The organism is Bradyrhizobium sp. CFUWI, assembly GCF_056429085.1.
Map to the genome: position 1 here is coordinate 33102 of NZ_JBWJZE010000008.1, position 21478 is coordinate 54579.

Here is a 21478-nt window from a genome sequence, read left to right on the forward strand (position 1 = left end):
GTGCGATACAAATCAACTTCCGGGTGCAACGCCGTCGCGAGTCTTTAGTAGGCAGTTCAGTAATGTAAGAACCCCGCCGTCGCCGGCGGGGTTCGCTGTCCGCTACGCAAGTAGAGGGCACCTTATGCTATTTCTCACGAACACCCCGTCGTGCTGCCACACGTATCGCACTTCATGCACGTCCCATTCCGCACCAGCGTGAAGTTGCCGCACTCCGAGCACATCTCGCCCTCATAGCCCTTGGCCTTCGCCTCGGCGCGACGCTCGGCCTTGGAGGGGACGGCGGTTGCGGCGGTGCCGGCCTTGCTCCATTGCAGCGCTTCCAGCTTCTCCGTCGGCGAGAGGTCGTGCTGGACTTCCTGCTTCAGGGCGACGGCGCCTTCGAGGACATCGCCGACGCGGGCGCTTGCGCTGTGCGAGGCCATCGCCGTGACCTTGCTGCCGCCGGAGGGCGCGCTGTCGTTTCCTTGCGTGACCGCGGCGCTGCCGCCGCGCATCACGACCAGGTTGTCGGTCCGCGAGCGGGTGAGGCCGCGCGAGACCAGCCGGGTGGCGTGGTGGCCGCCGTCCTCGTTCGGCTCCTTGCCTTCCTCGACGCCCTTGCCGAGCGCGTCGAAGCCGGTCTCGTTGGGATCGACGTGGGCGAGATCGAAGCGCGACATGTAGCTCACCGCCAGCTCGCGGAAGACGTAGTCGAGGATCGAGGTCGCGTACTTGATGCTGTCGTTGCCCTGCACGGGGCCCGCCGGCTCGAAGCGGGTGAAGGTGAAGGCGTCGACATATTCGTCGAGCGGCACGCCGTATTGCAGGCCGAGCGACACCGCGATGGCGAAGTTGTTGATGAAGGAGCGGAGCGCGGCGCCTTCCTTGTGCATGTCGATGAAGATCTCGCCGAGACGGCCGTCGTCATACTCGCCGGTGCGCAAGTACACCTTGTGGCCGCCGACGACTGCCTTCTGGGTGTAGCCCTTGCGTCGGTCCGGCATCTTCTCGCGCTCGCGCATCACGATGATGCGCTCGACCAGCTTCTCGACGATCTTCTCCGAGACCTGGGCGGTGCGCGCCGCCATCGGCTTCTCGTAGAGCGTCTCCACCGCATCGTCCTCGTCCTCATCGTCGCTGATGAGCTGCGAGTTGAGCGGCTGGGAGAGCTTCGAGCCGTCGCGATAGAGCGCGTTGGCCTTCAGAGCGAGCTTCCACGACAGCATGTAGGCGGACTTGCAGTCCTCCACCGTGGCGTCGTTCGGCATGTTGATGGTCTTGGAGATCGCACCCGAGATGAAGGGCTGGGCCGCCGCCATCATGCGGATGTGGCTCTCGACCGACAGATAGCGCTTGCCGATCTTGCCGCAGGGATTGGCGCAGTCGAACACCGGATAGTGCTCGGCCTTGAGGTGCGGGGCACCTTCCACTGTCATGGCGCCGCAGATGTGGACGTTGGCCGCCTCGATCTCGCGCTTGGTGAAGCCGACCGCCTGGAGCAGGTCGAAGCCCGGCGCGGCAATGGCTTCAGCGCCGATGCCGAGCTGGTCGCGGATGAAGTCTTCGCCGAAGGTCCACTTGTTGAAGGCGAACTTGATGTCGAAGGCGGTCGGCAGCGCCTTCTCGACCTTGGCGATGGCTTCGTCGGTGAAGCCCTTGGCCTTGAGGGTCGAGGCGTTGATGCCGGGCGCGTTGGAGAGCGAGCCGTGGCCGACGGCGTAGGCCTCGATCTCCGCGATCTCGCTCTCGCGATAGCCGAGCGCGCGCAGCGCTGCGGGGACCGCGCGGTTGATGATCTTGAAGTAGCCGCCGCCGGCGAGCTTCTTGAACTTCACCAGCGCGAAGTCGGGCTCGATGCCGGTGGTGTCGCAATCCATCACGAGGCCGATCGTGCCGGTCGGCGCGATCACCGTGGTCTGGGCGTTGCGATAGCCGTGCTGCTCGCCGAGCTCGAGCGCCGCATCCCAGGCCGCCTGCGCGTGGCTGACGAGGTCGGCCTGCGGGCAGGAGACGAGGTCGAGCGGCACCGGGTTGACGCTGAGCGCCTCGTAGCCGTTGGACTGGCCATGGGCGGCGCGGCGGTGGTTGCGGATCACGCGCAGCATGTGCTGGGCGTTCTTCTTGTAGCCGGGGAAGGTGCCGAGCTCGGCGGCGATCTCCGCCGAGGTCTTGTAGGTGATGCCGGTCATCACAGCGGTCAGCGCGCCGCAGAGCGCGCGGCCTTCCTTGCTGTCGTAGGGCAGGCCCATGGTCATCAGGAGGCCGCCGATATTGGCGTAGCCGAGGCCGAGCGTGCGGAACTCGTAGGAGAGCTCGGCGATCGCCTTCGACGGGAATTGCGCCATCATCACCGAGATTTCCAGCACGATGGTCCAGAGCCGGCAGAGATGCTCATAGCCCTCGACGTCGAAGCGCTTGGTCTCGATGTTGTAGAACGTCAGCAGGTTGGCGGAGGCGAGGTTGCACGCCGTGTCGTCCAGGAACATGTATTCCGAGCACGGATTGGAGGCGCGGATGTCGCCGGACGCCTTGCAGGTGTGCCAGTCATTCATGGTGGTGTTGAAGTGCAGGCCCGGATCAGCCGAGGCCCAGGCGGCGTAGCCGATCTTTTCCCAGAGGTCGCGCGCCTTCAGCGTCTTCGTCACCTTCCTGGAGGTGCGGGCGGTCAGATTCCAGTCGCCGTCGGTCTCGACCGCACGCAGGAAGTCGTCCCGCAGCGAGACCGAATTGTTGGAGTTCTGGCCTGAGACCGTGAGGTAGGCTTCGCTGTCCCAGTCGGTGTCGTAGGTGTCGAACTGGATGTCCTTGTAGCCCTGCTTGGCGAACTGGATGACGCGCTTGATGTAATTGTCGGGCACCAGGCTGCGGCGGGCGAGCTTGATCTCGCGGCGGAGCGCCGGGTTCTTCTCGGGATCGAAGCAGTCATCGCCCGAGCCTTCGCAATTGACGCAGGCCTTCAGCACCGCCTTGAGGTGCTTCTGGTTGATCTTGGATCCGGTGACGAGAGCGGCGACCTTCTGCTCCTCCTTCACCTTCCAATCGATATAGGTCTCGATGTCGGGGTGATCGACGTCGACCACGACCATCTTGGCGGCGCGGCGGGTGGTGCCGCCGCTCTTGATCGCGCCCGCGGCGCGGTCGCCGATCTTGAGGAAGCTCATCAGGCCGCTGGAGCGGCCGCCGCCCGACAGCTTTTCGCCTTCGCCGCGCAGGCGCGAGAAGTTGGAGCCGGTGCCGGAGCCGTACTTGAACAGGCGGGCCTCGCGGACCCAGAGGTCCATGATGCCGCCTTCGTTGACGAGGTCGTCACCGACGCCCTGGATGAAGCAGGCGTGCGGCTGCGGGTGCTCGTAGGCGGACTTGGACTTGGTCAGCTTGCCGGTGAAGGGGTCGACGTAATAATGGCCCTGGCCGGGACCGTCGATGCCATAGGCCCAGTGCAGGCCGGTGTTGAACCATTGCGGCGAGTTCGGCGCGACCATCTGCATCGCGAGCATGTAGCGGAGCTCGTCGTAGAAGGCCTGGGCGTCCTCGTCGCTCGAGAAATACTTGCCCTTCCAGCCCCAATAGGTCCAGCAGCCGGCGAGGCGGTCGAACACCTGCTTTGCGCTGAGCTCGCTGACATAGCGCTCTTTCTCAGGGAGAGCAGCGAGCGCCTCGGTGTCGGGCACGGAGCGCCACAGGAAGGAGGGGACGGATTCCTCCTCGACCTTCTTCAGGCGCGCGGCGACGCCCGCTTTGCGGAAATATTTCTGGGCGAGCACGTCGGAGGCGACCTGCGACCATTCCGTGGGCACCTCGACATTGTCGAGCTTGAATACGACCGAGCCGTCGGGATTTCTGATCTCCGACGTGGTCAGCCGGAAATCGATCCCTGCGTAAGGTGACTGTCCTACCGTGGTGTGGCGCCGCTCAATCCGCATTGTCTTGCCCCGTCCTTAAGTTTTGACCGGTCCCGCCTCCGTTCAGGCATGCCGGTCGACATTTCGTTTCGCGGCGCCCTCGGCCGTTCGGCCTTGGAGCACCGCAGTTCAGCCGGTGGACCCGGCCCTTGTTCTCCCGACGCGATGGCTCGATGCGCGCACCGATCATCCGCCGGCATGCCTTGCTGCATCCGCCCCCAAGGGGATGAGCCCGACATGCGTTCAACGCCCCACCGTCACAACGTCTTTCCTTGCCATCCGAGCCTGTTGCCGGCCCGTTCTGGCGCCCGAAGAGTCCCGCCTTTAGCGGGCAGACAAGCCCTCATCCGCTGCCTTTGGCTGGCTTGGCGGAGTGCCGATTTGCGGGACCCTTTGGGGGAGTGCCGGCGGGACGCAAACTCACTCGCGCCGAACGGACCGAAAGCTAGGACTCTCCGTTGCGCCCGTCAAGAACTAGTGCGAGTTCCTGAATCAAATACTAAATATGGTGGATTGTGGGGGATAACAGGGGGCTTCGCCGCGCCTGTTGTGGAGGCAAGTATCAGTGAGTCCTCAGGGATTCCCAACTGAAAAAATTTGCATCCGGTGAGGTTGCGCAGGCTTCATCCCGCTGTTCACAGGGCAGGTATATTTTTAGGCGAAGGGATTGCGTCAGCCGGACTCACGTAGCCCTACGGAAGGTGAGGGCAGGCATGCCCCCCGAGGTGGTGGTTTGGGCGGCGAATCCGCGCCAAGCTGACGCTCGATTTTGCCGGATACCCCCATGCTTGATTCGACTCGCCGGGATGCGCGGCCGCGCATCGCCCCGGCCGGCCTGATGTTTCTCGCCATCACCTCGATCGGCTGGGGCTTCAATTGGCCGGTGACGAAATTCCTGCTCTCCGAGCTGCCGCCGCTGACCTTGCGCGGGGTGACAGGCGTGCTCGGCGCCGTGCTGCTGGCGGCGCTGGCGGTGCTGCGCCGGCAGAGCCTCCAGGTGGACGCGGCGACGTGGCCGCGCCTGCTCACCGCCGCCGTGCTCAACGTCACCGGCTGGATGGTATTGATGGGTCTGGCGCTGCTGTGGCTGCCCGCAAGCGAGGCGGCGCTGATCGCCTATACGATGCCGGTCTGGGCCTCGATCATCGCCTGGCCGGTGCTGGGCGAGCGGCCGACGCTGCTGCGCACGCTGGGGCTGGTGCTGGCCTTCGTCGGGCTCGCCTCGATCATGGGCGGCAACGGCATCGCCGCCAGCGTCGAGAAGCTGCCTGGAATCATCATGGCGCTGGGCGGCGCGTTCGGCTTCGCCGTCGGCACGGTGTTCTCCAAGAAGTATCCGATCCGCCTGCCGCCGATCACGGCCGCGGCCTGGCAGATCGGGATCGGCTGCCTGCCGATCTCGATCATCGGCCTTTTGGTCGAGACCACGCATCTGGACAAGGTGACGCCGCTCGGCTGGTGGCTGTTGATCTACTCGACCGTGGTGCAGTTCTGCATCGCCTATGTCAGCTGGTTCGCCGCATTGGCGCGGCTGCCGGCCTCGGTCGCCGCGATCGGCACCATGGCGGTGCCGGTGCTCGGCGTCGTCGCTTCGGCAATTGCGCTCGGCGAGCCGCTCGGGGCAGGGCAGATCGCCGCGCTGATCTTCACGCTGGCGGCGGTGGTGCTGGCGACGCGGTAGCCCCCAGCGCCTTCCGGATCATCTTCGCGAGCTGGTTGCGCCGGTAGGGCTTGGTCAGCAGCATCACGCCGTCGTCGAGCTTGCCGTGATGGACGATGGCGTTGTCGGTGTAGCCGGAGGTGTAGAGCACCTTCACACCCGGCCGCAGCTTGGCCACCTCGTCGGCGAGGTCTCGCCCGCTCATGCTGCCGGGGATGACGACGTCGGTGAACAGCAGGTCGAACGTCTGGCCGGCCGTGATCAGGTCCAGTGCGGTCTTGCCGTCGAACGCGGCGATGGTCTTGTAGCCGAGGCTCCGCAGCTGCGTGGTGACGAAGTTGCGCACAAGCGGATCGTCCTCGACGACGAAGATGGTCTCGGCGCCGCCCTCGGCCGGGGGCGCGGCGGCGACCGCGACCTCCGCCGTGCCTTCGCCCGGCGGCAGATAGAGCTTGATCGTGGTGCCGTGGCCTTCCTCGCTGTAGATCTTGATGTGGCCGCCGGACTGCTTGACGAAGCCATAGACCATGGAGAGGCCGAGGCCCGATCCCTTGCCGACCTCCTTGGTGGTGAAGAAGGGCTCGAACGCCTTGTGCTGGGTCTCCAGGGACATGCCGGTGCCGGTGTCGCTGACCGCGAGCATGATGTAGGGGCCGGCCGTCACGTCCGCATGGGCCTGCGCATAGGCCTCGTCCAGCACGACGCGGTGGGTCTCCAGCAGCAGCTTGCCGCCGTTCGGCATGGCATCGCGCGCGTTGATCGCCATGTTGAGCACGGCGTTGGTGAGCCGTGACGGATCGATATGCGCGGTCATCGACCCCTGTTCCAGCACGGTCTCGATCTGGATCTGCTCGCCGAGGGTGGGGCGCAGCAGCTTTGCGATGTCCGCGATCGCGGCGTTGATCTCGACGTTGCGCGGCTGCAGCGGCTGCCGGCGCGCAAAGGCGAGCAGGTGCTGGATCAGCTCGGCGCAGCGCTCGGCGGCATCGTCGATCAGCCGCGCCACGCGCTGCAGCTCGGGCTGCTGCTTCAGGCCTTCCACCAGCGTCTCGGTGTTGCCGGAGATCACGGTCAGCATGTTGTTGAAGTCGTGCGCGACGCCGCCGGTCAGCTTGCCGATCGCGTCCAGCTTCTGCGACTGGTACAGCTGCCGCTCGGTCTCGCGCGACATGGTGGCGTCGTGATAGACCAGCACCGCGCCGGAAATCTCGCCTTGCCCGTCCAGCATCGGCCGGCCGCTGACCATGAGATGGCGGGGAGGAATGTCGTTGTGCGGGCGGACGATCATCTCCAGATCTTCGAACTTCTCACCCCGCAGCACGCGCACCGAAGGCAGCTCGTCGGCCTGCATCGGCGTCACGCCGTCGCCGTGGAGGACGTCCGACAGCGCGCGCAGATTGCCCAGGTTCATGCCGGTGTGATGCAGCAGCATGCGCTCCGCGGCCGGATTGGACAGCAGCACGGTGCCCTCGGCGTCGATCACCAGCACCGCCTCCGCCATGCTGTGAAACGTGCTTTGCAGCACGTTGACCGACAGGCGCAGCTCGTCATGCGCCGTCACCAGATGCTGCGTGCGATCGGCCACCGCCGCCGCTAGCGCGTCCTTGGCGGCCGTGGTCTCGCTCAGCGTGCTCTGGAGCTGCACCGTGGCGCGCCGGCTCTCGCGCATCACCAGCGCGACCAGCAGCAGGATCAGTACGGCGCCAGCGACGTCGATGCCGAGCAGCACGACGCCCGTGCGGCGCGAATCCTGGGCGCGCGCGGCGAGCAGGCGTTCCTCCTCCGCGCTCAGGCGGTCGAGGTTGCCCATCACGGTGTCCATGAGGCCGCGACCCTCGGCCCTGCTGTTGAGCACGGCAATGCCGGCCTGGTCGTTCGCCGCGCGCAGCCGCATCGCTTCGGCCGCGATCTCGACCCGGCGCAGCGCCAGCGGTTCGGTGCCCTCCAGCAGCGCGACCTGATCGGGATGGTCGCGCACGCCGCGCTTGAGGTCGGCCAGCGCCGGCGCGATCTGGGCCTGCACCGCCTGGAACTCGGCGCTGAAGCCCGGGGTGCGGTAGAGCTCGTAGCCGCGCGCGGCGCTCTCGGCCCGGCGCAGCAGCACGCGCAGATCGGAGATCTTCTTCTGGACCTGAACCGTCTGATTGACCCACGCCGCCTCGGACCGCGATTTGACGTCGAGGGCGATAGAGGCCGCGGTGATGATCAGGAGGATGGCAAGTCCGGTACCCAGAATGACGCGCTGCGTTGGAATCAAGGGGATTCTTTCTGGTCCTTCGGCTGCGCGCTCTCGCTTGCGAGGCATTCCCGGATCGCGGTCAGCAACGCTTCCGGTGTGAACGGTTTGCGCAGGCAGCGCGTTGCGCCAAGCTCCAGCGCCATGCGGAGGAAATCGGGAGAGGGCGAGGCGGATGACGCGAAGGCGTAGCCGGACATCGCGATCAGCGGAGTAGCCGGTGCGCGCTCGTGAAAGATGCGGATGGACTCGAAGCCGCGCATGTGCGGCATGAAGATGTCAACCAGCATCACCTCGAAGGTCTGCGTTTCCAGCGCAGCCAGTCCACTTTCACCACCGTCGGTCAGCGTGACATCGAAGCCCTGACGCTGGAGGAGGACCTCAATGGTCGCGCCGACCATCGGATCGTCATCAACCACGAGAACACGCGGCATGAAACTTCCCAGTAGATCGAAGTCCCCACTGGGATTGGTGATATCCGCGAATCGTGTGTCGGGTCAATTTGGGATTGGATCGCGCAGGATATGCACGGTTCGGTGCATAAAGGTCCATTTGCATCGATTTGTATTTATCCGTGCACGCGCGAGGTGATCGAGCCGGAGCGATGAGGAAGACGCCAGTCGCGCAAAAGGCGCCGCATCGCTGCGACGCCTTTCGCTTCTCGTCTCGGCGATCTGCTTACGGGCAAGGATGCCGCCGGCCGTCGTAGCCGAGATAGGTGCCCGAGGCCGGGTCGTAGGATTTGAAGCGCCGCGCGCAATAGGCGGGGTCGCCGCCGCCATCCTGCACCACGGCAACCGACGGCTCGTCATAGTAGCCATAATAGTAGGGATCATCGTAATAGCCGTAGCCGTAGCCGCTGCCGTAGTAGGCGTAGGAGCCGAGGCCGCCGATCGCGGCTCCAGCCGCGAAGCCCGGCCAGAAGCCGCCGTGGCGATGGCGCCAGTGGTGGCCGCCGTGCCAGTGACGACCGCTCCAGTTGCCGCTACCGCCCTGCCAGTTGCCCGCGGTTGCAGCGCTGCGGGTCCCGCTGAAGGTCGGCGAGATAGCGGCACGGTCTGCCGCGCCCCCGACGAAACTGCCACCACCCGGACGGACCGCGCCACCGGCTGCGAAATTGCCTCCGCCCGGGCGCATCGCGGCTCCGCCTCCGAAACCACCGCCACCGCCGTGGAATGCGGCGCCGCCGCCGCCCATGCGGGCGCCGCCACCGAAGCCGCCGCCTCCGCCACCGACCGCGGCACCTCCGCCACCGATTGCGGCACCACCGCCCGCTCCGACCGCGGCGGCACGACTCTGCTGCGCAAAGCTCGGGCTCGCCAAGGGAAGAACCAACGCCACCGTCGCGGCGGCACTCAACAATTTCAGACTGTTCATGGGGTTAAACTCCTTTCCCGGAAAGCAAACCCTACGAAAGCGCGGGGGTTCCTGAGATCACGCCGGTTTGCGCGCGCATGAAGCCTTGCGCTCCGGCCGCTGTACCGGCCCTGAATGAATCGCGTCCGCTTTGCGGCAGGGGGTGCGGCATTTGCGGGGGCGCCGGAGCACCTGGCGAACTGGACATTTCACCGCCCGGATGGCATCAGGACCCGACGAAGCAGGGCCCTTGCCGCATGAAACAATTCTTCCTCAAGTTCTTCACCTGGTGGAATGGCCAGACTTTTGGCACCCAACTCTGGACCAAACGGTACGGGGAGCTGGTCGGTCAGGACGAGCAGGGCAATCTCTACTATCGCACCCGCGGCGGCGCGGTCGATCCGACCCTGGGCTTCGAGCGGCGCTGGGTGGTCTATAACGGCTATGCCGAAGCGAGCCGGATCCCGCCGTCATGGCACGGCTGGATTCATCACACCGTCGATGTGCCGCCGACCGAGGACAATTACCAGCCGCGCGAGTGGGAGAAGCCGCACCAGCCGAATCTCACCGGCACGGCGAAGGCCTATCGTCCCTCGGGATCGACCCTCGCCAGCGGCAAGCGTCCGAAGGCGACCGGCGACTATCAGCCCTGGACCCCTGGCTAGTCTTTCGGCCCGCGATCTTCATCGTTATCGTTCAACTGGATGCAGCCGCATCCGCCTCACGCCGCTGTGGACAACGGGAACAGCGGGGACGGCGCCTGCGCGGCCGTTGCGGCCGAGCCAGCAATGCAGTCCAATGATCCCATCTTACGGAGATGGGAGACCATCGCGTTCGGTTCGGGCAACAGTTCGCGACTGTCCCGAGATGCAGCGGCCGCCGAGTATGGACTCGATCGGGAGATAGGCCCCCGGTCTGGAAGCTCCGACATCGCTCGATGTGAATGTGCAGCCGCCGTAAGACAGGAAAGGCCGCTTGGGAAACCGAGCGGCCTTTTTCTGTCGTTATCGTCTTCTGTTGTTATCGTCCTGGCGGGTGCCCCGGACGCAGCGCAGCGCTTCCCCGGCGATGCACAGCATCGTCCGGTTCAGCAGTGCGCTGCAGAGCCGGGGCCCATCTCGCGGTGCGCCGTGTTGCGTTCTGATGGGGTGGACGGCCCCCTACGGCATCAGTTGTGCCAGAATGAGGTTGTCACACACCCATTCACAGGAGCCGTCCGTGAGCCAGATTATCCGCATTGGGATGGAGGGGAAGCACCGTCGTGGATCGCGCTGGCTGCTCGACCTGCTCCAGCGCAAAACGCCGAAGCAGGCAGCCGTGGCGCTGGCCAACAAGACTGCACGCATCGCCTGGAAGCTGATGACGACGGGAGAGGATTATGACAGCGCGCGGTTCGATGCCAAAAGCGAGGCCGAAGTGGCCGCCGCCGCGTAGGTGAGAGATTCGGCCGACCGGCGGGTTCGCCCACCGGCCGAACCGGAGCTGCAAGAGCAGAGGAGATGGTGCGATCGATCGTTCCGAGATGCGAGCAAATCCGTGGGACCCAGTGACCGAACAAGGTCGCCTTTCTGATTGGAACTCGCGTCGCGAAAACCATCTTGGCCCGCGGTTCAACACGCCGCATCAACAGGCCGGACATATGGATGCAAGCGATCCGATCAAACCTCACAAAGCTCTTGTGCCACGGGGGCCGTCCACATATGGGTCCCGGCTCTGCGGAGCGTCACTGCGTGCCGCGCCGCGTCCGGGACATGAGAGCGAGGCCCGCGCTACGCCAGCCGCTCGGCTGCGAGCTTGACGGCTTCAAGCCGCCGCGCCTGGTTTTGCGCGCCGCGCTCCCGGAGCAGGGTCAACACTTCGGCCGGCGCGGTATCGGGCGATCCCGAATTGAACGGCGGTGCCGGGTTGTACTCCATCTGGAGCTGGATCGCTTGCGCGGTGGTGCGATCGATCAGGATCGACACCAGCGTCAGCGCGAAATCGATTCCGGCGGTGACGCCGCCGCCGGTGATGCGATTGCGGTCGATGCAGACGCGCGTCTTTGTTGGCGTCGCGCCGAACTGGCCGAGCATCTCCATTGCGCTCCAATGGGTCGCGGCGCGGTAGCCCTTGAGCAGGCCCGCGGCGCCGAGCGCCAGCGATCCTGTGCAGACGGAGGTGACGTATTTCGCGCCCGCGGCCTGCTTGCGCAGGAAGTCGAGCACCTCGTCGTCGCCCAGCAGGTCGTTGGTGCCGGCGCCGCCGGGCACGCAGATCACGTCGAGCTGCGGGCAGTCGGCGAATGTCGTGGTCGGCGTCAGCGTCAGCACGGAATCGCTCGGCACCGGCTCGATCCGCTTCCAGATCAAATGCAGCTTGGCGCCGGGCACCATGGCGAACACCTGCAAGGGGCCGGTGAAGTCGAGCTGGGTGACGCGCGGAAATATCAGAAGACCGATCTGGAGCGGTGACGACATGGCGGATCCTCCAAACTTGAGCTTGACGGGTGAAGATTGGCATGCTGCCTTTGTGTCCGGAATGGCATAATTCCCACTATTTCGGACATGGGCTATGATCGGCATCCTGATCTTCCCGAACTTTCAATTGCTCGATGCAGCCGGCCCGATCTCGGTGTTCGAGGTCGCGGCGCGCTGCGCCGACAAGCCGCTGGCGCTCCGCGTGCTCGCGCTGAACGCGGGGCGGGTGCTCAGCTCGTCGGGCGTCGAGATGATGGCGCGCGATTTCAAGTCGGCGAATGCGATCACGACGCTGGTGATCGCAGGCGGCGTCGGCGTTGCGGACGCAGCGCGCTGCGAAGTCACACGCGCTTTCGTGCAGCGCCTGGCGCGGCGCGGCGTGCGCATCGCCAGCGTCTGCTCGGGCGCTTACGTGCTGGCTGAAGCGGGGCTGCTCGATGGACGCCGCGCCACCACGCACTGGGGGCGGACGCGCGACTTTGTCACGCGCTATCCGAAGGTGAGGTTCGAGCCGGACCGGATCTTCACCCGCGACGGCAATGTCTGGACGTCGGCGGGCATCTCCGCCGGCATCGATCTCGCGCTCGCGATGGTGACCGAGGACCATGGCGAGGAGATCGCGCAAGCGGCCGCGCGCCAGCTCGTGCTCTATCATCGCCGCAGCGGCGGCCAGTCGCAGTTCTCATCGCTGCTGGAGCTGAAAGGATCGAACGGCCGCTTCGGCGCGCTGTTGTCCTGGGCGCGTGAAAATCTCGACGCGCCGCTGACGGTGGAGGATCTCGCCGATCGCGCCGGCATGAGCGCGCGGCATTTCGCCCGCGCCTTCGCCGCCGAGACCGGCACGACGCCCTCGAAGGCGATCGAGCGGCTCAGGCTAGAAGTCGCGCGCGAGCGCGTGCAGTCTTCGCGCGAGGGCATCGAGCTGGTTGCGGAAGCAACCGGCTTCCGCGATCCCGAGCGCATGCGCCGCGCCTTCATCCGCGCCTTCGGCCAGCCGCCACAGGCACTGCGGCGCGCGGCAAGGGCGGGATAGGCGTGTACGCTTGAACTGGCGCGTGCGAAATGGCGACGTCTGCGTTGTTCAGATTTGGACGCCGCCGATGGTCACTTGTCCGGCTTTTCGCGCACGATGGCGCCGGTTTTGGGATCGGCATGGAATTCCATCTTCTGTCCGTTCTTGATGCCTTCGCCCTCCCACTGGCCATCGTCGGCTTCAAGCTTGGTCACCTGCGAATAGCCAGATTCCATGACCTTGGCCTTCACTTGCTCCATCGGCATCCAGTCCGGTCCGGGTTGATCTGCTCTTGCTGCTGAGCCCATGGCAACGGAACCCAGAACCAGAATTGCGACAAACCTCATCGCCAATCTCCATTCGATGAACGGCTTCAACGAGATCTCTGAACTGATGTTCCTTCACTTCGTCTGTGCGATGCAAACCCTGGAAACTAAGCGACGTTGTCTGCCGCTGTAACCTTCGACGCATCCGCGCGCCCCGTCAGCCGCCGCGCGATCGGCATCAGCATGTAGGGCGCAAGATGAATCGGAAACTGCGTCATCGCGAAATAGAGCCAGGTGGTCGGCGGCAATGCGCCGGCCGTTGCCGCCAGCATCAGGCCGAGATTGCGCTGTGACACCATCAGCCCGAGCGCCAGCGCGCGCTCGGTGCCGATGCGGCGGAATAGCAGCGTGGTGATGGCGAGCAGGGTGAAGTAGATCGCGAAGGACAGAGCTGCGAGGCTGATGGTGAACAGCGGATGCGCGAGGAGGTCGCTCGCGACGTCGCCCATGATCGCCGCCGCGAAGATGAAAAGGATGATGATGTTGAGACCGTCGATCGGCGTCTTGTGACGCTGGATCGCCTCCGCGCCGAAGACCCACCGGATGGCTGTTGCGGCGAGCAGCGATGCGGCGAGGATGCCGAGCAGTTTCAGGCCGAGTGACAGCGGCGTGATGCTGAGCATGTCGCCGAGGAAGAGGCCTGCGAACATCGAGGCCGTGAAGGGCACCAGCGCGGTCGAGGTCACCAGCGTGATCAGCACGAGGGTGGCATCGAGCCCCATCAGCGCGGCGAGGGCCGGCGAGGCCATCATCGGTGAGGCCATGCTCTGCAGCATCAGTGCGAGCGACAGCCCGGGCGCGCGGACAGTGAGGCCGGTTGCGTGCGCGATCAACCCGACGATCAGCGGCACGCCGATCGTGGTCCAGGCCGTGGCGGTCGCAACCAGGGCGGGCCGGCGCAAATGGCCGTAGAGCGCAACCAGATCGACCCGCATGAAGGAGATGCAGAGCAGGCCAAGGATGGCTTCGGTGAGATAGGGACGGAGCAACGCGCCGAGCGGCGGCACCGCGGCGGCGATGAACACGACGGCGGCGACCCCGCGCGTGCCCTGGCTGCCCAGCCAGCTCAGGACGCGCAGCGGGAGGGCGGCGATGGTTTGGAGCGGAGAAGCCATGCGGAACGACGTTTCAGCCCAGTCCCTTCAACCACGCGCCGGTCACCCGGCCGCCGCCGTGGAACAGCACCGGCGCGGGCGACAGGCCGCCGGGCCGCCGCGGCTCCCTGGGCCTATAGAAGCGGGCGGGAATCGCGCCGTGCGGGGCCGGGATCGAGAGCGAAGCTCCGCAGGCAAGCTCGGGCGGCCCGGGGTTGGTGGCTAAGCGCGCCTGCGCGTAAGAGGCGCGGGCCTCCGGCGCGGTCAGGGTCTCGCAGGCGGGGCGGCCGGCGTCCTGGACGGCCTTGTAGACGGCGGCGGCATCGGGATCGAGCACAACGGGCATGATAGGAGCGACCTCGGGGTTTCCAGTCAGGTTGGGCGTCTTATTTGGGGGGCGATGCCGGGCCCCGGGCCCCTCGGAGGGGCTGTTTGACTATCCCATTGGGGAGCCGGTCTGGCCAGACGGGGCCGGGAAGGGCAGGGTTGCCGCCCTTCCCCCGCCGTATTCGCCGTGTTAACCGGATGGCCTGCGAGCGGCGGTAACCCCTATAGAATGTCGAACAAGCCCGATTCGCTGTTGAAGCCGCGCGAGATGTTTCGAACCATTACCCTGACAGGTCTTGCGGCGCTTTTGGCCGCCACCGCGCTGACGATTGCGACGCCGGCTCAGGCGCAGATCGGCACGATCTTTTCCGATCCGCCGCCGCTGCGGCCGCCCGGCAATATTCCGCGCGGCCAGCCGCAGCCGATCCCCGACGACGACGAAGAGGTGCCGGAGCTGCCGCCGCAGGGCCGCGTGCTGCCGTCGCGTCCGATGCTTCCGCCGCCGGGCCGGCAGGGCAACGTGATGCCGGGGCCGGTCGAAACCCAGCCGCTGGCGCCGCCGCCGGGCTCCACCGTCGCTCCGCCGAACCAGCCGCCTTCCGCGGCGATCGCGCCGCCCGGTCCGCAAGGCGCCCCGGGCGCGCCCGGGCGTCAGCCGCAGCAGAAGGGCGTTCCGGGCGCCGTGCCGCAGGCCCCGGCAAGTCTGCAGCCGGGCGACGAGGTCGTCACCGAGCCGCCGGCGCAGAAGATCGTGAACAAGAAGGCGACTTTCTCCGGCCTCGACAAGATCACCGGCCGCATCATCAATTTCGACGAGGAGATCGGCGAGACCGTTCAGTTCGGCGCGCTCAGGGTCAAGACCGACGCCTGCTACACGCGGCCGGCGACGGAGGCCACCAACACCGATGCCTTCGTCGAGGTCGACGAAATCACCTTGCAGGGCGAGGTGAAGCGCATCTTCTCCGGCTGGATGTACGCGGCAAGCCCGGGCCTGCACGGCGTCGAGCACCCGATCTACGACATCTGGCTCACCGACTGCAAAGAGCCGCAGCAGACCGTTGCGACAGCGGCGCCGGATCCTGCGGCCAAGCCGCCGCCCCCGCCGCCGGCGCAGAAGAAGGCCGCGCCGAAGCAGGTGCAGCAGCGTCCGCCGCAACCTCTGCCGCCAATCCAGCAGCAGCAACCGGCACCACCGCCGCCCCCGCCGCCGGAGCAGCGGCCTGGTCTGTTCGGGATTCCCGGGTTTGGCCGTTAGGCCAAATCCCCGGGGCCAGGTCGCCAATTATTGCTTTGAAGCGATGATCTCGAGTGCGCGCGCGCCCGGGATCGCCTCACCGGATGAGAGCCTGAGGAAATCGCCGGGCTCGCCGGCCAGCGCCTTGTCGAGCAGCGCGGTGTAGCGCCGCCGCGAGATTTCGACCGCGCCAAAACTCTTCAGGTGCTCGGTGACGTATTGGGTGTCGAGCAGCTCGAAGCCACCATGGATGAGCCGCGCGACCAGATGCACCAGCGCGACCTTCGAGGCGTCGCGCGCGGTGTGAAACATGCTCTCGCCGAAGAAGGCCCGCCCCAAGCTGACGCCGTACAGCCCGCCGACGAGATCATCGCCCTGCCAGGCTTCGACGCTGTGGCAATGGCCGAGCTGATACAGGCCGCCATAGAGGTCGCGGATGCGCTTGTTGATCCAGGTGTCCTCGCGCCCGATCTGCGGCGCGGCGCAGCCCGCGATCGTCGCCTTGAACGCGGTGTTGACGGTGACGCGAAACACGTCCGAGCGCACCGTGCGCGCAAGCCGCGAGGCGACGCGAAATCCGTCGAGGGGGATGACGCCGCGAAATTCCGGCTCGACCCAGAACAGGGTCGGATCGTCGGCGCTTTCCGCCATCGGGAAGATGCCGCAGGCATAGGCGCGCAGCAGCACGGCCGGGGTGATTTCAGACGGAGCGGAGTCGCGAGAAGTCATGGTTCGCGATCATAGCAGGATCGCGATGCGGTTGCGATGGGGGGCGCAGCGCGAGGTCAGCCGACGGCAGCGGTGCCGGTCTTGCCCGGACTTGCGGGCACGCGAGCGAACTTCAGCACGATCCGGGTTCCGGAATGCGCGGGGTCGCGCTCGACCGAGGCGTTGAGCTTGGCGGCCATGGCCGCGACGATGCGCTGGCCCATGCCGGTGGAGCGCGGATCGGCCTTGACGGCGTCGCCGACGCCGTTGTCGGTGATCGTCAGCAGGAGATCGTCGCCTGTCGCGGTCAGCTCGACATGGATCGGGCCGGCGCCGTCGGGATAGGCGTATTTCACGGCGTTCATCACCAGCTCGTTGACGATGATGCCGACGGCGACCGCCCGGTCCGGATCGATCTCGATCGGTTCGGCCTTCAGCGTCAGGCGCGACATCCGGTTGCCTTCGGCCGAGCGGCGGAGATCCTCGAGCAGGGAATCCAGATACTGGTTCAGCACCACGCTCTTGAGGTCCTGCGAGGTGTAGAGGCGTCGGTGCACCTGCGCGACCGCGGCGACACGGCCCATCGCATTGGTCAGCGCCGCCTTGACCTCTTCCTGCGCGGCCGAGCTGGCCTGAAGGTGCAGCAGAGAGGCGATGATCTGGAGCGAGTTGCCGACGCGGTGGTTGACCTCGCGCAGCAGCAGCTCGCGTTCGGCGGCAAGAGCCGCGTAGCGGTCGCGCGAGGCGTGGATCTCGGCTTCGGCTTCCTCGCGCGCTTTCTGCAATTCGGCCTGGCGCAGCGCGCCCTCGGTCGCGACGTGGAGCAGGGGGATGAAATCGCCGGTGACGTCCTTGACGAGATAATCGGCCGCGCCCGCCTTCAGCGCGGTGACGGCGATATTGGAATCCTGCGAGGCCGTGACGAACACGACGGGCGGTGCGTCCGGGATCGCCATGATCTGCTCGAGCGTCTCCAGCCCGTCGAGACCCGGCATGTACTGGTCGAGCGCGACCACGTCGATACCGCCCTCGGCACGAGCGCGGCGGATGCGCTCGAGGCCTTCCTCGCCGCTCGCGGCATGGACGACCCTGTAGCCGCGCCGCGTCAGGCCGCGTTCGACCAGGCGCGCCAGCGCACCGTCGTCGTCGATGTAGAGCAGGGTTGGCGTGCGCTGGTTCATGGGGCGGCGGGCGGGACCTGGATGACCGAGAAGAACAGGCCGAGCTGCCGGATGGCATTGGCGAAATTTTCGTAATTGACGGGCTTGGTGATGTAGACGTTGCAGCCGAGCTCGTAGCAGCGCTTGATTTCCTGGGAATCGTCGGTGGTGGTCAGAACCACCACGGGCGAAGCCTTCAGGTATTTGTTTTCCTTGATCTGCCTCAGAATGTCGATCCCGGTCATGTCGGGCAGGTTGAGGTCGAGCAGGATCAGAAGCGCATTGCCCTTCTGCACGAGGCCGCTGCGGTCGGCGCCGAACAGGTGCTGCATCGCGTCGGTGCCGTTGGCGAACGAGACGATCTCGTTGTTGACTCCCGAGCGGCGTATGTTGCGCTCGATCAGGCGGGCGTGGCCCTCGTCGTCCTCGATCATGATGATGGTGACAGGCTGGGTCATCGATCTCTGTTCCGGTTGCTCGCGTTCCAGGCGATCGGCAGCGTGATAGTGAAGGTGCTGCCCGCGTTCAGTTCCGATGATACCGACATGGTGCCGCCGAGGCGACGCACAAGTGCACGCACATGCGCAAGACCAATGCCCTGGCCGGGCTTGTCCTGGGTTCCCGCCCGGCGGAACAGGTCGAATATCCGATGGTGATCCTTCGGATCGATGCCGCGGCCGTTGTCGCTGATCTCGAAGATGGCGTAACCGAGCTTGGTCCGCCCGCGGATTCTGATCTCTCCGGGCACGCCGTGCTTCAGATATTTGATCGCATTGTCGATCAGGTTGGAGAAGATCTGCTCGAGCGCGAGCCGGTCGCTCACGACATTCGGCAGCGGCTCGAGGTGGATCTCGGCCTGCGCCTCGGCCGCCTGGTGCGCCAGCGTCGACACGACGGCCTCGATCAGCTCGGTCGTGTCGATCTTCGCGGGCTGGAATTCACGCCGGCCCTCGCGGGTGAGGTTGAGGATCGCCGAGATCAGGCGATCCATCTTGGCGATCGACGTCTTGATGAAGCCGAGCGCTTCGGAGAAATCCTCCTGGAGCTGCTTGTCCGGGCCTTCGAGCGCGATGTCGCCGGGCCCTGCGGGGGCAAGCGGTGCACCGTCCGCAGAGACATGGGCGAGGCCGCCGATGCGGCGGAAGATGTCGCCGCCGAGCTCTTCGAGCTCGCTGGTGAAGCCCATGATGTTGACGAGCGGCGAGCGCAGATCGTGGCTGACGATATAGGCAAAGCGCTGGATCTCGTCGTTGGCCTCGCGCAGGTCCGCCGTGCGCTCGTCGACGACGGACTCCAGATTGACATTGGCGTCGCGCAGGCGCGCTTCGGCCTCGTCACGGGCGCGGGCGGAGCGCCGCACCAGCCAGGTCGAGATCATGGCCAGCAGCACGACGAGGCCGGAGCCGATGCCGGTCATCGACGCAGCGAGAGTCTGGCTGTGGTCGGAGTTGGCGGTGCGCAGCCGAAACAGCCGCTCCTCCTCGCGGATCATCGCGTTGGCCTGGTTGTTGATCGTGGTCGTGGTGTTGCCGCGGGCGGCCTCGCGGACGAGCTCCATGGCCCGGTCGAGCTGCCCCTGCTTGACGAAGGTCATCTCGCGCGAGAACTGGTCGAGCCTGGTCTCGATCGCCGCGCTCAGCTTCTCGATGCTGTCGCGTTGCGCCGGATTGTCGCCGATCTGGCGCGTGAGCTTGTCGAGCGCCGGAATGATCGCGGCGACGGCCTTCTCGTGATCCGACTGGAAATCCGGTCCTTGCGTCAGGAGAAAGCCGCGGGCGCTGCTCTCGGCACGGCGGATCTCAAGCAGCAGGGCGTTGATCTGGCTCTCCGCCTCGATGGTGTGGAGCACCCATTTGCTGTCTTCCCGCGCCTTGTTGACGAGGTAGACCGAGCCGGCGCTGATCACGGTCAGCACCAGAAGGCCCGCCGCGATCAGCAGGATCTGCCAAAATGCCCGCCGTCGTAGGGCCTCGGCCGTCACAACGGCCTCGCTCTGTCACATCTCGCGGAAGTCAAAACGCCCCCTTGGAACTGACCCGCGACCAGAACGCGATCGGAGCCAAAGGGTTCCACGGCGAGCGTGGATTAGCGCGGGGCTGGTTCCGCCTTGCCGGCCAAATACTGTTCCAGCCAGTGGATGTGGTAGTCGCCGTTGATGATATCGTCTTCCCGCACCAGGGCGCGGAACAGCGGCAGCGTGGTCTCGATGCCTTCCACCACCATCTCGTCCAGCGCCCGGCGGAGCCGCATCAGGCATTCGGCGCGGGTCTTGCCGTGCACAATCAGCTTGCCGACCAGGGAATCGTAATAGGGCGGGATCGTGTAGCCCTGGTAGACGGCTGAATCGATGCGGACCCCCAGTCCCCCAGGCGGATGGTATTGCAGGATGCGGCCGGGCGAGGGGCGGAAGGTCTGGGGATTCTCGGCGTTGATGCGGCACTCGATCGCGTGGCCGATGACCTGGATCTCTTCCTGCTTGGCCGGCAGGTCACCGCCGGCCGCGATGCGGATCTGCTCCAGCACGAGGTCGATGTCGGTAATGCTCTCGGTGACGGGATGCTCGACCTGGATGCGGGTGTTCATCTCGATGAAGTAGAATTCGCCGTCCTCGAACAGGAATTCGATGGTGCCGACGCCGAGATATTTCATCTCGCGCATCGCCTTGGCGCAGGTCTCGCCGATCTTGGCCCGCGCGGCCGCGTCGAGCACGGGCGAGGGGCCTTCCTCCCAGACCTTCTGGTGGCGGCGTTGCAGCGAGCAGTCGCGCTCGCCGAGATGGATCGCGCCGCCGCGGCCGTCGCCGAGGATCTGGATCTCGATGTGGCGCGGCTTCTGGAGGTATTTTTCCAGGTAGACGGAGGCATCGCCAAAGGCGGATTTGGCCTCGTTGGCCGCCGTCGACAGCGCCACCTGGAGATCCGCCTCGCTGTGGGCGACCTTCATGCCGCGGCCGCCGCCGCCGGCCGCCGCCTTAACCAGCACGGGAAAACCGATCTTCCTTGCGATGGCCAGGGCGTCGTCGTCGGGGCCGACCGCGCCGTCGGAGCCGGGCACCACGGGAATGCCGAGCTTCTTGGCGGTCTTCTTGGCCTCGATCTTGTCGCCCATCAGGCGGATGTGCTCGGCCTTGGGGCCGATGAAATGCAGATTGTGCTCGGCGAGGATCTCCGCAAAGCGCGCATTCTCCGACAGGAAGCCGTAGCCGGGATGCACGGCATCGGCGCCGGTGATCTCACAGGCCGCGAGCAGCGCGGGCACGTTGAGATAGCTGTCCTTGGACGCCGGCGGGCCGATGCAGACGCTCTCGTCCGACAGGCGCACATGCATGGCGTCGGCGTCGGCGGTGGAGTGCACGGCGACGGTGGCGATCCCGAGCTCCTTGCACGCTCTGAGGATGCGAAGGGCGATCTCGCCGCGATTGGCTATGAGGATCTTGTCGAACATGGTGCCTCAGGGGCGAATGGGGAATAGCGAATGGCGAATAGGCAGGAGGAGCAGCTTTTCGCTACTCGCTATTCGCCACTCCCTCACTCAATGATGACGAGCGGCTCGCCGTACTCGACCGGCTGGCCGTCTTCGACCAGGATCTGCGTCACCGTGCCGGCGCGCGGCGAGGGGATCTGGTTCATGGTCTTCATGGCTTCGATGATCAGCAGCGTCTGTCCGACCGAGACCTTGGATCCGACCTCGATGAACGGCTTGGCGCCCGGTTCGGGCGCCCAATAGGCGGTGCCGACCATCGGCGAGCTCACCGCGCCTGGATGCTTCGACAGGTCGGGCCCGGCGGCGGCCGTCGCGGCGGGGACGCCCGGCAGGGCGGCGGGAGCCGCAGCCATCGGCACGGGCATGGTCGCAGCAACGCTGATGTTGCGGGCGACGCGCAGGCGCAGGCCCGCACGTTCGATCTCGATCTCGCTGAGGCTGGTCTCATCGAGCAGGAGCGCGAGCTCGCGGACGAGCGCGGAATCCTCGCTGGAAAACTTTGCGGCTGCTTTGTCGTCTGGCTGGCGCGCCATGTTGTTTGA

General features: G+C 66.1%; 17 protein-coding genes and 2 pseudogenes. 5 read left to right on the forward strand and 14 right to left on the reverse strand.

Annotated features, from left to right (window positions below):
• Nucleotides 1-134: 134 nt before the first annotated feature.
• Nucleotides 135-3905 carry a vitamin B12-dependent ribonucleotide reductase gene (locus tag AC066S_RS18615; RefSeq protein ID WP_478270284.1) on the reverse strand — a complete coding sequence of 1257 codons (3771 nt, stop codon included), beginning with the start codon at nt 3903-3905 and terminating at the stop codon, nt 135-137.
• 763 nt (nt 3906-4668) lie between these two features.
• Between AC066S_RS18615 and AC066S_RS18620 the strand changes: the two genes are divergently transcribed.
• The gene (locus AC066S_RS18620; RefSeq protein WP_478270285.1) at nt 4669-5565 is read left to right on the forward strand and encodes a DMT family transporter; all 897 of its coding nucleotides are present in this window, start codon (nt 4669-4671) and stop codon (nt 5563-5565) included.
• On the opposite strand, the gene AC066S_RS18625 is transcribed toward AC066S_RS18620, so the two are convergent.
• The 3 genes from AC066S_RS18625 to AC066S_RS18635 all read right to left on the reverse strand — a co-directional run bounded on the left by AC066S_RS18625 (nt 5531) and on the right by AC066S_RS18635 (nt 9157).
• Nucleotides 5531-7801, reverse strand: coding sequence for a CHASE3 domain-containing protein (locus AC066S_RS18625; protein ID WP_478270286.1), 2271 nt, complete (start codon nt 7799-7801; stop codon nt 5531-5533). The genes AC066S_RS18620 and AC066S_RS18625 overlap by 35 nt on opposite strands.
• Nucleotides 7798-8214, reverse strand: a complete 417-nt coding sequence (locus AC066S_RS18630; protein ID WP_478270287.1) for a response regulator — start codon at nt 8212-8214, stop codon at nt 7798-7800. Before AC066S_RS18630 ends, AC066S_RS18625 begins: the two co-directional genes overlap by 4 nt.
• A 244-nt stretch (nt 8215-8458) precedes the next feature.
• Nucleotides 8459-9157, reverse strand: a complete 699-nt coding sequence (locus AC066S_RS18635) for a BA14K family protein (protein WP_126261601.1) — start codon at nt 9155-9157, stop codon at nt 8459-8461.
• Between the two features lie 236 nt (nt 9158-9393).
• Here AC066S_RS18635 and AC066S_RS18640 point away from each other — a divergent pair, with 236 nt between their 5' ends.
• Together AC066S_RS18640 and AC066S_RS18645 are read left to right on the forward strand one after the other, a co-directional pair.
• A complete protein-coding gene (locus AC066S_RS18640; RefSeq protein ID WP_126261602.1) occupies nt 9394-9801 on the forward strand; it encodes an NADH:ubiquinone oxidoreductase subunit NDUFA12 in 408 nt (135 codons plus the stop codon).
• Nucleotides 9802-10393: 592 nt separating this feature from the next.
• Nucleotides 10394-10570 (forward strand): annotated as a pseudogene (locus AC066S_RS18645) (IS110 family transposase); the annotation flags it as partial.
• A 335-nt stretch (nt 10571-10905) separates the two neighbouring features.
• On the opposite strand, the gene AC066S_RS18650 reads toward AC066S_RS18645, so the two are convergent.
• Nucleotides 10906-11592: a DJ-1/PfpI family protein gene (locus AC066S_RS18650; protein WP_126261603.1), complete on the reverse strand. Its 687-nt coding sequence runs from the start codon at nt 11590-11592 to the stop codon at nt 10906-10908.
• 94 nt (nt 11593-11686) lie between these two features.
• Between AC066S_RS18650 and AC066S_RS18655 the strand changes: the two genes are divergently transcribed.
• On the forward strand, nt 11687-12625 hold the full coding sequence (locus AC066S_RS18655; RefSeq protein ID WP_478270288.1) for a GlxA family transcriptional regulator: 939 nt from the start codon (nt 11687-11689) through the stop codon (nt 12623-12625).
• Nucleotides 12626-12696: 71 nt separating this feature from the next.
• Here the strand turns inward: AC066S_RS18655 and AC066S_RS18660 are convergent, their stop codons facing one another.
• The 3 genes and pseudogenes from AC066S_RS18660 to AC066S_RS18670 form a co-directional block, all read right to left on the reverse strand.
• Nucleotides 12697-12951, reverse strand: a complete 255-nt coding sequence (locus AC066S_RS18660) for a PepSY domain-containing protein (RefSeq protein ID WP_478270432.1) — start codon at nt 12949-12951, stop codon at nt 12697-12699.
• An 86-nt stretch (nt 12952-13037) separates the two neighbouring features.
• Nucleotides 13038-14045 carry a Na+-dependent transporter gene (locus AC066S_RS18665; protein WP_126261605.1) on the reverse strand — a complete coding sequence of 336 codons (1008 nt, stop codon included), beginning with the start codon at nt 14043-14045 and terminating at the stop codon, nt 13038-13040.
• Nucleotides 14046-14082: 37 nt separating this feature from the next.
• Nucleotides 14083-14370 (reverse strand): annotated as a pseudogene (locus AC066S_RS18670) (alpha/beta hydrolase); the annotation flags it as partial.
• Nucleotides 14371-14580: 210 nt separating this feature from the next.
• On the opposite strand from AC066S_RS18670, the gene AC066S_RS18675 reads away from it, so the two are divergent.
• Nucleotides 14581-15606, forward strand: coding sequence for a DUF2155 domain-containing protein (locus AC066S_RS18675; protein ID WP_126261606.1), 1026 nt, complete (start codon nt 14581-14583; stop codon nt 15604-15606).
• 27 nt (nt 15607-15633) lie between these two features.
• Here AC066S_RS18675 and aat read toward each other — a convergent pair whose 3' ends face one another.
• From aat to accB, 6 genes are all read right to left on the reverse strand, one after another.
• A complete protein-coding gene (aat, locus tag AC066S_RS18680; RefSeq protein ID WP_478270289.1) occupies nt 15634-16314 on the reverse strand; it encodes a leucyl/phenylalanyl-tRNA--protein transferase in 681 nt (226 codons plus the stop codon).
• A 56-nt stretch (nt 16315-16370) separates the two neighbouring features.
• Nucleotides 16371-17474, reverse strand: a complete 1104-nt coding sequence (locus tag AC066S_RS18685; RefSeq protein WP_478270290.1) for a sensor histidine kinase — start codon at nt 17472-17474, stop codon at nt 16371-16373.
• Nucleotides 17471-17911 (reverse strand): response regulator, encoded by a 441-nt coding sequence (locus AC066S_RS18690; RefSeq protein WP_126261609.1) that lies wholly within the window; start codon nt 17909-17911, stop codon nt 17471-17473. The genes AC066S_RS18685 and AC066S_RS18690 overlap by 4 nt, the downstream gene beginning before the upstream one ends.
• The gene (locus AC066S_RS18695; RefSeq protein ID WP_126261610.1) at nt 17908-19434 is read right to left on the reverse strand and encodes a sensor histidine kinase; all 1527 of its coding nucleotides are present in this window, start codon (nt 19432-19434) and stop codon (nt 17908-17910) included. The genes AC066S_RS18690 and AC066S_RS18695 overlap by 4 nt, the downstream gene beginning before the upstream one ends.
• A 104-nt stretch (nt 19435-19538) precedes the next feature.
• Nucleotides 19539-20897 (reverse strand): acetyl-CoA carboxylase biotin carboxylase subunit, encoded by a 1359-nt coding sequence (gene accC / locus AC066S_RS18700; protein WP_126261611.1) that lies wholly within the window; start codon nt 20895-20897, stop codon nt 19539-19541.
• Between the two features lie 83 nt (nt 20898-20980).
• Nucleotides 20981-21469, reverse strand: a complete 489-nt coding sequence (gene accB / locus AC066S_RS18705) for an acetyl-CoA carboxylase biotin carboxyl carrier protein (RefSeq protein WP_028136676.1) — start codon at nt 21467-21469, stop codon at nt 20981-20983.
• Nucleotides 21470-21478 lie beyond the last annotated feature (9 nt).

Bases quoted from the DNA above. Each gene is read 5' to 3' on its own strand.
- AC066S_RS18615 (WP_478270284.1), bottom strand. From the start codon at position 3,905: ATGCGGATTGAGCGGCGCCACACCACGGTAGGACAGTCACCTTACGCA.
- AC066S_RS18620 (WP_478270285.1), top strand. From the start codon at position 4,669: ATGCTTGATTCGACTCGCCGGGATGCGCGGCCGCGCATCGCCCCGGCC.
- AC066S_RS18630 (WP_478270287.1), bottom strand. From the start codon at position 8,214: ATGCCGCGTGTTCTCGTGGTTGATGACGATCCGATGGTCGGCGCGACC.
- AC066S_RS18635 (WP_126261601.1), bottom strand. From the start codon at position 9,157: ATGAACAGTCTGAAATTGTTGAGTGCCGCCGCGACGGTGGCGTTGGTT.
- AC066S_RS18640 (WP_126261602.1), top strand. From the start codon at position 9,394: ATGAAACAATTCTTCCTCAAGTTCTTCACCTGGTGGAATGGCCAGACT.
- AC066S_RS18650 (WP_126261603.1), bottom strand. From the start codon at position 11,592: ATGTCGTCACCGCTCCAGATCGGTCTTCTGATATTTCCGCGCGTCACC.
- AC066S_RS18655 (WP_478270288.1), top strand. From the start codon at position 11,687: ATGATCGGCATCCTGATCTTCCCGAACTTTCAATTGCTCGATGCAGCC.
- AC066S_RS18660 (WP_478270432.1), bottom strand. From the start codon at position 12,951: ATGAGGTTTGTCGCAATTCTGGTTCTGGGTTCCGTTGCCATGGGCTCA.
- AC066S_RS18665 (WP_126261605.1), bottom strand. From the start codon at position 14,045: ATGGCTTCTCCGCTCCAAACCATCGCCGCCCTCCCGCTGCGCGTCCTG.
- AC066S_RS18675 (WP_126261606.1), top strand. From the start codon at position 14,581: ATGTCGAACAAGCCCGATTCGCTGTTGAAGCCGCGCGAGATGTTTCGA.
- aat (WP_478270289.1), bottom strand. From the start codon at position 16,314: ATGACTTCTCGCGACTCCGCTCCGTCTGAAATCACCCCGGCCGTGCTG.
- AC066S_RS18685 (WP_478270290.1), bottom strand. From the start codon at position 17,474: ATGAACCAGCGCACGCCAACCCTGCTCTACATCGACGACGACGGTGCG.
- AC066S_RS18690 (WP_126261609.1), bottom strand. From the start codon at position 17,911: ATGACCCAGCCTGTCACCATCATCATGATCGAGGACGACGAGGGCCAC.
- accC (WP_126261611.1), bottom strand. From the start codon at position 20,897: ATGTTCGACAAGATCCTCATAGCCAATCGCGGCGAGATCGCCCTTCGC.
- accB (WP_028136676.1), bottom strand. From the start codon at position 21,469: ATGGCGCGCCAGCCAGACGACAAAGCAGCCGCAAAGTTTTCCAGCGAG.